This is a genomic window from Sphingomonas sp. BK481, assembly GCF_014194875.1.
Taxonomy (GTDB): domain Bacteria; phylum Pseudomonadota; class Alphaproteobacteria; order Sphingomonadales; family Sphingomonadaceae; genus Sphingomonas; species Sphingomonas aerolata.
This window is the reverse complement of sequence record NZ_JACIAP010000006.1, coordinates 1-12,456: the sequence shown is the minus strand read 5'-3', so window position 1 is coordinate 12,456 and position 12,456 is coordinate 1. Positions and strand designations below refer to the sequence as shown.

12 protein-coding genes are annotated in these 12,456 nt (G+C 66.3%); 10 read left to right on the top strand and 2 right to left on the bottom strand.

Annotated features, from left to right (window positions below):
• Positions 1–55 precede the first annotated feature (55 nt).
• The 6 genes from kdpF to FHY04_RS12725 are packed head-to-tail and all read left to right on the top strand — an operon-like array spanning position 56 to position 7,877.
• Positions 56–145, top strand: a complete 90-nt coding sequence (gene kdpF, locus FHY04_RS12750; RefSeq protein ID WP_022685962.1) for a K(+)-transporting ATPase subunit F — start codon at positions 56–58, stop codon at positions 143–145.
• 14 nt (positions 146–159) lie between these two features.
• On the top strand, positions 160–1,863 hold the full coding sequence (gene kdpA / locus FHY04_RS12745; RefSeq protein WP_183936710.1) for a potassium-transporting ATPase subunit KdpA: 1,704 nt from the start codon (positions 160–162) through the stop codon (positions 1,861–1,863).
• A 12-nt stretch (positions 1,864–1,875) separates the two neighbouring features.
• A complete protein-coding gene (kdpB, locus tag FHY04_RS12740) occupies positions 1,876–3,912 on the top strand; it encodes a potassium-transporting ATPase subunit KdpB (RefSeq protein WP_183936709.1) in 2,037 nt (678 codons plus the stop codon).
• Between the two features lie 12 nt (positions 3,913–3,924).
• Positions 3,925–4,515: a potassium-transporting ATPase subunit KdpC gene (gene kdpC, locus FHY04_RS12735; protein ID WP_183936708.1), complete on the top strand. Its 591-nt coding sequence runs from the start codon at positions 3,925–3,927 to the stop codon at positions 4,513–4,515.
• Positions 4,515–7,190: a sensor histidine kinase KdpD gene (locus tag FHY04_RS12730; protein WP_183936707.1), complete on the top strand. Its 2,676-nt coding sequence runs from the start codon at positions 4,515–4,517 to the stop codon at positions 7,188–7,190. Before kdpC ends, FHY04_RS12730 begins: the two co-directional genes overlap by 1 nt.
• Positions 7,191–7,877 carry a response regulator transcription factor gene (locus FHY04_RS12725; RefSeq protein WP_183936706.1) on the top strand — a complete coding sequence of 229 codons (687 nt, stop codon included), beginning with the start codon at positions 7,191–7,193 and terminating at the stop codon, positions 7,875–7,877.
• An 80-nt stretch (positions 7,878–7,957) separates the two neighbouring features.
• On the opposite strand, the gene FHY04_RS12720 is transcribed toward FHY04_RS12725, so the two are convergent.
• Positions 7,958–8,116, bottom strand: a complete 159-nt coding sequence (locus FHY04_RS12720) for a hypothetical protein (RefSeq protein ID WP_156363512.1) — start codon at positions 8,114–8,116, stop codon at positions 7,958–7,960.
• Between the two features lie 316 nt (positions 8,117–8,432).
• Here FHY04_RS12720 and FHY04_RS12715 point away from each other — a divergent pair, with 316 nt between their 5' ends.
• Complete coding sequence (locus tag FHY04_RS12715) at positions 8,433–10,307, top strand: GGDEF domain-containing protein (protein ID WP_221211777.1); 1,875 nt, start codon at positions 8,433–8,435, stop codon at positions 10,305–10,307.
• A gap of 66 nt (positions 10,308–10,373) precedes the next feature.
• On the opposite strand, the gene FHY04_RS12710 is transcribed toward FHY04_RS12715, so the two are convergent.
• On the bottom strand, positions 10,374–10,745 hold the full coding sequence (locus FHY04_RS12710; protein WP_183936705.1) for a hypothetical protein: 372 nt from the start codon (positions 10,743–10,745) through the stop codon (positions 10,374–10,376).
• Between the two features lie 192 nt (positions 10,746–10,937).
• On the opposite strand from FHY04_RS12710, the gene FHY04_RS12705 reads away from it, so the two are divergent.
• From FHY04_RS12705 to FHY04_RS12695, 3 genes are all read left to right on the top strand, one after another.
• Positions 10,938–11,396: a DUF4126 domain-containing protein gene (locus FHY04_RS12705; protein ID WP_183936704.1), complete on the top strand. Its 459-nt coding sequence runs from the start codon at positions 10,938–10,940 to the stop codon at positions 11,394–11,396.
• A 179-nt stretch (positions 11,397–11,575) separates the two neighbouring features.
• Positions 11,576–11,998 carry a hypothetical protein gene (locus tag FHY04_RS12700; RefSeq protein WP_244649106.1) on the top strand — a complete coding sequence of 141 codons (423 nt, stop codon included), beginning with the start codon at positions 11,576–11,578 and terminating at the stop codon, positions 11,996–11,998.
• Between the two features lie 96 nt (positions 11,999–12,094).
• Positions 12,095–12,456, top strand: a 362-nt coding sequence (locus FHY04_RS12695) for a transposase (protein ID WP_183936703.1), incomplete at its 3' end; no start/stop codon positions are given.

Genomic DNA, 12,456 nt, shown 5'->3' with positions numbered 1-12,456 from the left:
GTGGCGGCGACGCTCGCTTATGCCCGGCTCTGCGACAACGCATGAGGACGCACGCATGACGCTCGACCTCTGGCTCGCGGCGCTGACCGCGCTTGGCCTTCTTATCTACCTGGTGGCGGTCCTGATCCGCCCCGAACGCTTCTGAAGGAGGCGGACACCATGACATTCCAGGGCTGGATCCTGATCCTCGGCTTCGTCGCCATCCTGCTCGCGCTGACCAAACCGGTCGGCGCGTGGCTTTTCACGCTGTACGAGGGACGGCGGACACCGCTCCACATCGTGCTCGGCCCGGTCGAGCGCGGTTTCTACAAACTGGCCGGGATCGATCCCGACGCCGAGCAGGGCTGGCGGCGCTATGCGCTGCATATGCTCCTGTTCAACGTTGCGTTGATGGCGTTTACCTATGCGGTGCTGCGCTTGCAGGGCGTGCTGCCGGGGAACCCGCAGGGGCTGGCCGGGCTCAGCCCGAACCTCGCGTTCAACACCGCGATCAGCTTCACCACCAACACGAACTGGCAGAGCTATGGCGGGGAATCGACGATGTCGAACCTCAGCCAGATGCTGGGGCTGACGATCCACAATTTCCTGTCCGCGGCCACCGGGATCGCGCTGGCGTTCGCGCTGTTCCGCGGTTTTGCGCGGCGTGAATCCAAGGCGATCGGCAATTTCTGGGCGGATATGACGCGCGTCACGCTCTATGTCCTGCTCCCGATCTCGATCGTCTACGCGCTGTTCCTGATCGCCAGCGGCGTGCCGCAGACGATGGCGGGCGTGGTCGACGTCCAGACGCTCGAGGGCGCGAAACAGTCGCTGCTGCTCGGCCCGGTTGCGAGCCAGGAAGCGATCAAGATGCTCGGCACCAATGGTGGCGGCTTCTTCAACGCGAACTCCGCGCATCCGTTCGAGAACCCGACCGCGCTGACCAACCTCGTCCAGATGCTGTCGATCTTCCTGATCGGCTTCGGGCTGACCTGGACGTTCGGCAAGGCGGTCGGCAACACCAAGCAGGGCTGGGCGATCCTGTCGGCGATGGTGATCCTGTTCCTCGCGGGCGTCACCGTCACTTATTGGCAGGAAGCCGCGGGCAACCCGGTGCTGCACCATCTCGGCGTCGCGGGCGGCAATATGGAGGGCAAGGAGGTCCGCTTCGGGATCGCCGCGTCGGCCTTGTTCTCGGTGGTCACGACCGCGGCGTCGTGCGGCGCGGTCAACAGCATGCACGACAGCTTCACCGCGCTCGGCGGGATGATCCCGCTGTTCAACATGCAGCTCGGCGAGGTCGTGATCGGCGGCGTCGGCGCAGGGATTTACGGCTTCCTGCTGTTCGCGATCCTCGCGGTGTTCGTCGCTGGGCTGATGGTCGGGCGCACACCCGAATATGTCGGCAAGAAGATCGAAAGCCGCGAAGTGAAGCTCGCGGTGCTGGCGATCGCGGTGCTGCCGCTGATGATCCTCGGTCTGACCGCGTTGTCGTCGGTGCTGCAACAAGGGCTGGCGGGGCCACTCAACAAGGGGCCGCATGGTTTCTCGGAGATCCTCTACGCGTTCACCAGCGCGGTCGCGAACAACGGTTCCGCCTTTGCGGGCCTGACCGCCAACACGCCGTATTACAACGGGCTGCTGGGCATCGCGATGTGGGTGGGCCGGTTCTTCATCATCGTGCCGATGCTCGCCATCGCCGGGAGCCTCGCGGCCAAGAAGTACACACCCGAAAGCGCGGGCTCGTTCCCCACGACGGGTGGGCTGTGGGTGGGGCTGCTGGTCGGCATCATCCTAATCCTGGGCGGTCTCACCTTCCTGCCGGGCCTCGCGCTCGGTCCCATCGCCGATCATCTTGCGATGATCAGCGGCAAACTGTCCTGATCGGGGGCCACCATGGCAAAGACCCAGACAAAAAGCCTGTTCACGGCCGACCTCGTCGTGCCCGCGATCAAGGCCTCGTTCCTCAAGCTCAATCCCAGGGAGTTGATCCGCAACCCGGTGATGTTCGTCACCGGCGTGGTCGCGGCGCTGATGACCGTCCTGCTCTTGGTCGGGCAGGATAACCTGTCGATCGGCTTCAAGCTCCAGCTCGTCATCTGGCTGTGGCTTACCGTGGTGTTCGGCACCTTTGCCGAAGCGCTCGCCGAGGGGCGCGGCAAGGCGCAGGCGGCGTCGTTGCGCGCGACCAAGGCGGAACTGACCGCCAAACGGTTGAAAGGCGACGGGCGCGAGTTCGACGCGGTGCCCGCCAGCCAGCTCAAGGTCGGCGACATCGTGCTGGTCGAGACCAACGACCTGATCCCGTCCGACGGTGACGTCGTTTCGGGCGTGGCCTCGGTCAATGAGGCGGCGATCACCGGCGAGAGCGCGCCGGTGATCCGCGAGGCGGGCGGCGACCGCTCGGCGGTGACCGCGGGGACGCGCGTCATCTCGGACGAGATCCGCGTCAAGGTGACGGTCGAACCCGGCAAGGGCTTCCTGGACCGGATGATCGCGCTGGTCGAGGGTGCCGAGCGGCAGAAGACGCCGAACGAGATCGCGCTGACGCTGCTGCTCGTCGGGCTGACGATCATCTTCCTGATCGCGGTCGGCACCGTCCCGGGCTTCGCGTCCTATGCCGGCGGGTCGATCCCGGTGGCGATGCTGGCGGCGTTGCTGATCACGCTGATCCCGACGACGATCGCGGCGTTGCTGTCGGCGATCGGGATCGCGGGCATGGACCGGCTGGTGCGCTTCAACGTGCTCGCCAAGTCGGGACGCGCGGTCGAGGCGGCAGGCGACATCGACGTCCTGTTGCTCGACAAGACCGGCACGATCACGATCGGCGACCGGCAGGCGAGCGAGTTTCGCGCGGTCTCCGGCACCAGCGCGCAGCAGCTTGCCGAAGCCGCGCTGATCGCCAGCCTTGCCGACGAAACGCCGGAAGGCCGATCGATCGTGCTGCTCGCGCGCCAGACGTTCAACGTCGCGACTACCACGCTCCCTACCGGGGCCGAGATCATCCCGTTCACCGCGCAGACCCGCATTTCGGGGGTGAAGATGGCCGACACCTTGATCCAGAAGGGCGCGGTGGATTCGATCCTGCGCGCCAATGCCGGATCGGGCGAAACCGCGGCGGCGACCGAACTGCGCCGGATCACCGACGAGATCGCCCGCGCGGGCGGGACACCGCTGGCGGTGGCGCAGGACGGGCGCCTGCTCGGCGCGATCTTCCTCAAGGACGTGGTCAAGGCCGGCATCCGCGAACGGTTCGGCGAGCTGCGCGCGATGGGCATTCGCACGGTGATGATCACCGGCGACAATCCGCTCACCGCCGCGGCGATCGCCGCAGAGGCCGGGGTGGACGATTTCCTCGCCCAGGCGACGCCCGAGGACAAGCTGGAGCTGATCCGCAAGGAACAGACCGGCGGCAGGCTGGTCGCGATGTGCGGCGACGGCACCAACGACGCGCCCGCGCTCGCGCAGGCCGATGTCGGTGTCGCGATGAACACCGGGACACAAGCGGCGCGCGAAGCGGGCAACATGGTCGATCTCGACAGCGATCCGACCAAGCTGATCGAGGTCGTCGGCCTCGGCAAGCAGTTGCTGATGACGCGCGGGGCGCTGACGACCTTCTCGGTCGCCAACGACGTCGCAAAGTACTTCGCGATCATCCCGGCGATGTTCGTCGTGCTCTATCCGGGGCTTGGCGTGCTCAACGTGATGCGGCTGGGGAGCCCCGAAAGCGCGATTCTGTCGGCGATCATCTTCAACGCGGTCATTATCCCCTGCCTCGTCCCGCTCGCGCTGCGCGGCGTCGCCTACAGGCCGATGGCAGCCGGACCGCTGCTCGCACGCAACCTCGCGGTGTACGGTCTGGGTGGCCTCGTCGCACCGTTCATCGGCATCAAGCTCATCGACCTTGTGGTCGGTGGCCTCGGTCTCGCATAAGGAAAGACAGACATGGGCAAGGATTTCACCTCCGCGCTGCGGCCGGCGATCGTCATGACGATCCTGTTCGCGGTCCTTCTCGGGCTCGTCTACCCGCTCGCCATGACCGGTATCGGCCAGACGCTGTTCCCGAACCAGGCGAACGGCAGCCTGGTGCGCGATGCCCGCGGCACCGTCATTGGCTCGACCGTGGTGGGACAGGCCTTCACGACGGATCGCTATTTCCAGACGCGGCCATCGGCGGCGGGCAAGGGCTATGACGGTCTGGCGTCGTCGGGGTCGAACCTCGGCCCGGCGAGCCAGGCGCTGGTCGATCGCGTGACGCCCGACGTCGCGAAACGCCGTGCCGAGGGTGTGGCTGGTCCGGTGCCTGCCGATCTGGTCACCGCCAGTGGTTCGGGGCTCGATCCCGATCTGTCGCCCGCCGCCGCGCTGGCCCAGGCCCCACGCATCGCGCGCGTTCGCGGCGTGCCGGTCGAGCGGGTTCGCGCTTTGGTCACGGATGCAACGGATGCGTCCATCCTCGGGGAGCCGCACGTCAACGTGCTGGCGCTCAATCGCGCGCTCGACGCTCTGCCAGCCTCCGGCGCGCCCGCGCGCTGATGCCGGTGTCGGGCGACGGCAGACCTGATCCCGACGCCCTCCTGCGCGCCGCCACGCAGGAGGGCAGGGGGCGTTTCAAGGTGTTCCTCGGCGCTGCGCCCGGGGTCGGCAAGACCTTCGAGATGCTGTCCGAGGGCGCGGCGCGCCGGCGCGACGGCGTCGACGTCGTCGTCGGCGTGGTAGAGACGCACGACCGGGCGGAAACCCAGGCGCTGACCCGCGGCCACGAGATCATCGCGAGGCGGGCGATCGCCTATGAGGGCCGCACGCTGGAGGAGATGGATCTGGATGCGATCCTCGCGCGCGCGCCGCGCCTCGTCCTCGTCGACGAGCTCGCACACACCAATGCGCCGGGCAGTCGCCACCCCAAACGCTATCAGGACGTCGAGGAACTGCTGGTCGCCGGGATCGACGTCTATTCGACCGTCAACATCCAGCACGTCGAGAGCCTGAACGACATCGTCGCCAGCTTCACCCGCGTCCGGGTGCGCGAGACGGTGCCTGACAGCGTGCTGGAAATGGCCGAGATCGAGGTCGTCGACATCCCGCCCGATGAGCTGATCGAGCGGCTGCGCGCCGGCAAGGTGTATCTGCCGCACGAGGCGACGCGGGCGCTGTCGCACTTCTTCTCGAAATCGAACCTGTCAGCGCTGCGCGAACTGGCGCTCCGCCGCGCGGCACAGGCGGTCGACGCGCGGATGCTCGACGACGTCCGTGCACTGGGGCTCGGCGGCACCTGGGCGGGCAGCGACCGGATCGTCGTCGCGATCAACGAATTGCCCGGTGCCGACACGCTGGTACGCGCCGCCAAGCGCGTCGCCGACGGTCTGCGTGGCCCCTGGACCGCGCTCTTCATCGAAACCCCGCGCGTCGCGAATTTCTCCGACGCCGAACATCAGCGCGTTGCCGCGGCGATGACGCTGGCGACGCAACTCGGTGCAGCCGTCGCGACCGTCCCCGCGACCGATGTGGTGGCGGGTATTCAGGGCTTTCTCGCCGATGCCCGCGCGACCCAGCTGGTCATGGGAAAGTCGCACCGGTCGCGGTGGTTCGAGTTTCTGCACGGTTCGGTCGTCGACCGGGTGATCCGCGATACCCCGGGCGTCACCGTCCATGTGCTGCCCGTGGCTGCAGACCCGCGCGGCCGGGACCGTGGTCGCCGCCGGCCGGCGCGGTGGGGTACGCCCGCCGGCTATGTGGTTACGACCGCACTCGTCGCGAGCGTCACCGGCGTCGCCAGCGCCCTGTTCCACATCCTCGATCTCGGCAACGTCGCGCTGTTGTACCTGTTGCCGGTCATGGCCGCCGCCAGCCTCTATGGCCTGCGGACCGGTCTTTACGCGGGCATCGCCTCCAGCCTTGCCTACAATTTCTTCTTCCTGCCGCCGGTCGGTACGCTGAGCATCAGCAATCCCGAAAATCTGGTCTCTGTCGTCGTCCTGCTCGCCATCGCGGTCGCGACGAGCCAGCTGACCTCACGTGTCCGGGCGCAGGCGGATCTGGCCGCGGCGAGTGCTCGGACCAACGCGACGCTCGCGGGGTTCCTGCGCCAGATCACGAGCGTCAACGACCTCGACGTCGCGGCGCAGATGATCTGCGACGACGTCCGCGGGCTGCTCGACGTACAGGTCGTCCTGCTGGTGCCCGGGGTCGGCAAGAACCTGGAGATCCTCGCGGCCAGCGATGCCGGCTATCATCTCGGCACGATGGATACCGCCGCGGCGACCTGGGCGCTGGACACCGGCATGGCGGCGGGGAAGGGCTCGGGCACGCTCGCGGCATCGGAGTGGCTGTTTCAGCCGCTGAAGGCCGGGGGCCATGTGCTCGGCGTGCTCGGCGTGGCCAAGGACAGCGCAGCCGACCCGGTCCGCGCCGATCAGCTGCCGCTGCTCAGCAGCCTGCTCGACCAGTCCGCCTTGGTGCTCGAGCGGCTGCGGCTCGAGGTCGAGATGCGCGACGTCGAGACCGTACGGACGCGCGACCGCCTGCGCGCGGCGCTGCTGTCGTCGGTGAGCCATGACCTGCGCACGCCGCTGACCGCGGTCATTGCCGCGGCGGACCAGCTCGAGCATGGCGCGACGCCCGACCTGATCGCGACGATCAAGGCCGAGGCCGCGCGGCTCAATCGTTTCGTCGCCAATCTGCTCGACATGGCACGGGTCGAGGCGGGCGCGCTGAAGCTCAACATCGAACCGACCGATCTCAGCGATGCGGTGACGGGCGCGGCGCACGATGCACGGCGCGCGCTGGAGGGCCATGCGGTCCGGCTCGATGTCCCGCCCGACCTGCCTTTGGTCTATACCGACCCGCAGCTGCTCCATCATTGCCTGCTCAACCTGCTCGACAATGCCGGGCGCTACGGCGATCCCGGGACCGAGATCGTGATCGAGGGGCGGCACCGGTTCGGTGAGCTTCGGCTGGCGGTCATGGATCACGGACCCGGCCTGCCGCCGGGCAAGGAAACCGAAGTGTTCGAGACGTTCCGCCGTCTCGAAGGGTCCGATCGCGCGGTGGGCGGAACGGGTCTCGGCCTCGCGATCGTCAAGGCGTTCGCGGAGGCGATGGACATGACGGTCGAGGCCGGGAACCGCGACGATGGTAGCGGAGCCGCCTTCGCACTGATCTTCTCCCGCGCGCTCATCGTCCGCGACCTCAAACCCGAAAGCATCGCCTGAATGCCCGCAAAGATTCTCGTGGTGGACGACGAAGCCGCGATCCGCCGCCTGCTGCGCAACACGCTCACCCGCGCGGGCTATGCCGTGGTCGAGGCCGAGGACGGGCGGCAGGCGCTGCAGCAGGCGGCGGTCGAGCATCCGAGCGCGGTCCTGCTCGACCTCGGCCTGCCCGACCGCGACGGCTTGAGCCTCATCCCGCTGCTGCGGACGCATGGCGATGCGGTGATCCTGGTGGTGTCGGCACGCGATGCGGTCGACGAGAAGGTCACAGCACTCGATCTTGGGGCGGATGATTTCATCACCAAGCCGTTCGACAGCGAGGAACTGCGGGCCCGGCTGCGGGTGGCACTGCGGCATCATGGGCTTTCCGAAACCACGCCCAAGATCGTGCGCACCGGCGATATCAGCATCGATCTCGATCGCCGGGTCGTGTTCCGGGGCGACGAGGAACTGCATCTCACGCGCAAGGAGCATGACGTGCTCGCGGTGCTCGCCCGGCACATCGGCCGCGTCGTGACGCATCAGCGCGTGCTCGCCGCGGCTTGGGGCGGCGAGGAAGACCCGCGCGTGGAATATCTCCGCATCGTCATCCGCAACCTGCGGCAGAAGCTGGAGCACCCGGGACCAGTCGGCAGCGTGATCGCCAACGAACTGGGCGTCGGCTACCGCCTGCGTGCCGACGCGTAGCAAGGTCCTTGAGAATGTAACCAATGCATAGCGTCGGTTACCACCGCGGCTTGGCTACACGGTAGCTACCGATGTCCTCGTCAGGCGGCCGTGCTGACGGGCGTTTCCGAAATGAGCGACAGATACAGGTTCGCGAGTTCGTAATGGCGGGCGCAGGCGCTTGGATCTTCGGTGGCGGCGGCCATTGCAATTTCCTGCTCGGCTCGCCGTTCGAAATAGCACCGATCTGCGTCCGTCATCGTCAAGCCCCTCGCGCAGCATCGCCCGCGTGTGTTCCGCCGCCGGCGAGTGCCAGCCATGCGGCGTCCTAGGCGCGGGACCAGATCGCGACAAGACCTATTGTTCGCTATATGTTCCTTGGCTAAGGACCTTCAATCGGTGGTGAAGTCCGTGCGTGTCGGTCGGACTCCGGAAGGCTCGTGCAATACAGTTCTGGGTGCGCGTCCGTTGACGAATGGATACATGCCAAATCGGGCTGAACTATAGCCGTTTGGGATGTTCATGAAAAGTAAATAGAAATTGTTCTCAGATGCATCCATGGCTTATGATTTCTCCATGACCGATCTATCCTATCCAGTCGGTGATGATACCCAGCGTGTGGTGCTGCAACTCCAGAACGCGATACTCAAGAGGATTGCACGCGGCGAGAGTCTGGACGTCACCTGCCGGTCGTTATGCGAGCAGGTCGAGCAGCTGGTGCCCGGCGTGATCTGTTCGGTCCTGACGGTCGACCGCGCGGGCAGGATGCATCCGCTGGCTGGCCCCAGTCTTCCGGAGTCGTATTCGCAGGCGATCGATGGCACCGCGATCGGGCCGCTGGCGGGGTCGTGCGGCACCGCCGCGTATCTCGGCACCGACATCAGCGTCGCGGATATCGCGACCGATCCGCGCTGGGCCGATTTCAAGCATCTGGTGGCGCCGCTCGGTCTGCGCGGCTGTTGGTCGAGCCCGATATCGAATCCGGACGGCGTTATCGTGGCGACCTTTGCCTTTTACTACCGCGAAGCGCGGGGTCCGACGGCGTTCGAACGCGTGCTCGTCGAGCATTGCCTGCATCTCTGCCTGATCGCCATCGACCGCCATAACCGCGTCGTCGAGCATGAGCGGCGTGCCTTTACCGACACGCTGACGGAACTGCCCAACCGGGCGGCCTTCAATGCGGCATTGGCCGATATCCGGGAGCGGTCGGTCGAGCGCTGGGCGCTGTTCGTGCTCGATCTCGACAATCTGAAGGTGATCAACGACACGTTCGGGCATCCGGCCGGTGATGCGGTCCTGCGGATCGTCGGTCAGCGCATCGCGGCGGCGGGGGAGCCCGGGCGGACCTTTCGGGTCGGGGGCGACGAATTCGCGCTGATCCTGGAGTCGGCGGACGACCTGGCCGAACCCGATGCGATCGCGCAGCGGATCCTCGATGCGCTGGGCCGACCCGCCGATTGCGGCGGACAGATCGTCGTGCCGCGCGCGACCATCGGCGGCGCGGTCTATATTGCGGGTGATCCCGTGACCGACCCTGTGCGCCAGAACGCCGATTTCGCGCTGTACCATGCAAAGGACACCGCGCGCGGCAGCTTCGTGATGTATTCGGCGGCGCTGGGTTCGAGCATGACGCGGCGCCTGCACGCGATCCGCGATGTCAGCGCAGCACTCTGCGACGGACGGATCGAGGCCTATTACCAGCCGATCTTCCGGCTCGACACGCGCGAGATCGTTGGTCTCGAAGCGCTGTGCCGGATGCGCATTGACGACCGGATCATTTCTGCCGCCGCGTTTCACGAAGCCACCAGCGATGCGCGGGTTTCGACCGCGCTGACCGAACGGATGATGAGGCTTGTCGCCGCCGACATCCGGACCTGGCTCGATCTGGGTCTCGCGGTCCAGCATGTCGGGATCAACGTCTCGTCGGAGGATTTGAGCGGCGGGGCGATTGCGCGCGTGCTCGCATCGGCGTTCGAACGCCACCGTGTCCCGCTCGAACATGTCATCCTGGAGGTCACCGAGACCGTGTATATGGGCCGGGGCGACCAGGCGATCCAGGAGGCGATCCGCGCACTCCGCGACCACGGCATCCGGGTGGCGCTCGACGATTTCGGGACCGGTTTCGCGTCGCTCACGCATCTTCTGACGGTGCCCGTCGACGTGATCAAGATCGACAAGACGTTCGTCGATCATCTCGAACCCGACAGTGTCAGCGCGACGATCGTCGAAGGGCTGATCCGTGTCGCCAAGAAGATGGGCATCCGCATCGTCGCGGAGGGAATCGAGTCGGACCGGCAGATCGCGCAGCTTCGCGCGATCGGCTGCGTGCTTGGCCAGGGATTCGTATTTTCCCCCGCGGTCGACCGGGATGCGACGACCGCGCTCCTGGCGAAGCACGGGCAGCGCGAGGCGCGGCGTGTCGGCAGCGGCGCGATGGCACGGGCCTCGTGAGGATGCGGCCGGTCTAGTGCCGGCGTACCCCGCGAGCCGGGGTGGCGCGGCACCCATGGCTCGGCCTTACTGGTAGCGGAGCGTCTTTTCGAACCCTTCATTCGCCTTGGCGATCTTGGCAATCTTGCGCAGCTGGCTGCGGACATGGCGCTGGAACCGGATATCGTCATAGATGCCGGTTGCGGTATAATCGTCCTGCGCGATCAGGTCCTTGAGCCGTTTTGCAAAACCGGCCTGATCCGCGGTGCAGTCCGGCAACTGCAGCGCCCGACAGGCCCATTCCTCGGCGGCCGCCTTGTCATAATCGTCCTGCGCCTCGTAGCCGCGCCGGTCCGCCATCGCCTGGTCGAGCTTCGCCGCGGCGAGCCGCCGCTCGAGCCAGGTTTTGACCAGAGTCCCGTCCCACGCCGCGCTTTTGGTATTCGCCGGATCATTCATCGTTCGCTCCAATGCATTCCGGCATATGCGCAAATCGGGGACGTTCAAGCGCGTTTGCGGGCGCCGCTCTACGTATCGGGGTGATGCCCGGGTCGGTGCAGGATCGAGCGGCGCGCAGCGATGGAGCGCATTGACGGTGTCATCCGTTGACGAGGCCGATCAGACAATCGCTCCAACCGACAGGATCCCCTTATGCTTCGTTCCCTTCTGATAGGCCTGGTGGCCGGACAGCGTGCGATGACGCCGCTTGCTGCACTGGCCGGCGCCGCCCAGCGCGGCACGCTCCCCGAGGACACCGCTGGAGCGCGTCTGATGGCGATGCCGCTGATCACCGCCGGGGGCGTGGCGATGGCCGCGGCCGAAATGGCCGGCGACAAGATGAAGACCGCGCCCGATCGTACCGTGTTCCTCGGTCTGCTCGCGCGCACGATCACGGGCGGCTTTGCCGGCGCGGCGCTCGCCCCGCCAAAGCGTCAGCTGACGGGCGCAGCGCTCGGGATCGGCGCGGCGATCCTGTCGTCCTATGGTGGCCTCGCCGCCCGCAAATGGGCGATGGAACGCTGGGGGCAGACGAGCACCGGGTTCGTCGAGGACGCGATTCTGATGTCCGCAGCGACCGCGATCGTTCACGCCAAGCCGGCGCACGCCTGACGCCGGATCGCCGTCAGCGGCGGCCACCACGCCTCCGCTGACGGCACGATCTCCGACTAGATCTGGCTATTCTAATACTTCGCTTCGTCACAATACATCAGATATCGATCTATTGCCTCCGGCCCCGCCTTCTCGCGCACAAACAACAGTGATAAGCGCGAGATATTACGGGGGGATCTATGATTCGAGCAATCATTCTGGCTGCGGCATTTGCGGCGACGGTTCCGGCAGGGGCTTTGGCGAAGGATGATCCGAACACGCTGACGCACGGCATGGTGCAGATGAACCTGAAGGTCGGCACCACGACGCAGGCACAGATCATCGAGGCGTTTGGCGGACCGAACATTACCACTATCGATGGTTCCGGACAGGAAATGTGGGTCTATGACCGCCATGCCACGGTGTCTTACGACAAGACATCGGGGTTTTCGATCGGCCTGTTCGGCGGCGGTGGTGGCGGCGGCGCCGCGGGGCTGGGCGGTCTGGGGTTCAGCAACAAGAAGTCGCGGTCGAGCCAGTCGTCGCGCGCCATGACACTCGTGATCAAGTTCGACGCGAACAAGGTCGTCAGCGATTTCCAAAGCCGCAGCAGTTCGTTCTAAGGGGAATATCAATGAAGAAGGAGACTGTTGAAAAACGCGTGCTTGCGACGACGAGGAAGGCGTGATTCACTCCTGCCAGGCGGCGGGAGTATGGACATGATGGGTCGGCAGGTGGCGCAAGGCGCGCTGTTCTACGGTTTCCGGCTCGACGATCATGTGCCTGCCGACCACCTTCTCCGGCGCATCGACGGCGTGCTGGACCTCGGCTTCGTGCGTGAGGCGCTGGCAGCGAGCTACAGCGCGAGCGGTCGACCCTCGATCGATCCGGAGCTGATGCTCAGGATGCTGCTTGTCGGCTACCTGTTCGGCATCCGCTCGGAACGGCGCCTGTGCGAGGAAGTGCATCTCAACCTCGCTTATCGCTGGTTCTGCCGGCTCGATCTGGGCGACCGAGTGCCCGACCATTCCACCTTCTCCAAGAACCGGCACGGCCGCTTCCGCGCCTGCGACTTACATCG

Excerpts from the sequence above, each read along its gene's own strand:
- FHY04_RS12715 (WP_221211777.1), top strand. The coding sequence starts at position 8,433 with ATGACCGATCTATCCTATCCAGTCGGTGATGATACCCAGCGTGTGGTG.
- kdpB (WP_183936709.1), top strand. The coding sequence starts at position 1,876 with ATGGCAAAGACCCAGACAAAAAGCCTGTTCACGGCCGACCTCGTCGTG.
- FHY04_RS12700 (WP_244649106.1), top strand. The coding sequence starts at position 11,576 with ATGATTCGAGCAATCATTCTGGCTGCGGCATTTGCGGCGACGGTTCCG.
- FHY04_RS12725 (WP_183936706.1), top strand. The coding sequence starts at position 7,191 with ATGCCCGCAAAGATTCTCGTGGTGGACGACGAAGCCGCGATCCGCCGC.
- FHY04_RS12720 (WP_156363512.1), bottom strand. The coding sequence starts at position 8,116 with ATGACGGACGCAGATCGGTGCTATTTCGAACGGCGAGCCGAGCAGGAA.
- kdpA (WP_183936710.1), top strand. The coding sequence starts at position 160 with ATGACATTCCAGGGCTGGATCCTGATCCTCGGCTTCGTCGCCATCCTG.
- kdpF (WP_022685962.1), top strand. The coding sequence starts at position 56 with ATGACGCTCGACCTCTGGCTCGCGGCGCTGACCGCGCTTGGCCTTCTT.
- kdpC (WP_183936708.1), top strand. The coding sequence starts at position 3,925 with ATGGGCAAGGATTTCACCTCCGCGCTGCGGCCGGCGATCGTCATGACG.
- FHY04_RS12730 (WP_183936707.1), top strand. The coding sequence starts at position 4,515 with ATGCCGGTGTCGGGCGACGGCAGACCTGATCCCGACGCCCTCCTGCGC.
- FHY04_RS12710 (WP_183936705.1), bottom strand. The coding sequence starts at position 10,745 with ATGAATGATCCGGCGAATACCAAAAGCGCGGCGTGGGACGGGACTCTG.
- FHY04_RS12705 (WP_183936704.1), top strand. The coding sequence starts at position 10,938 with ATGCTTCGTTCCCTTCTGATAGGCCTGGTGGCCGGACAGCGTGCGATG.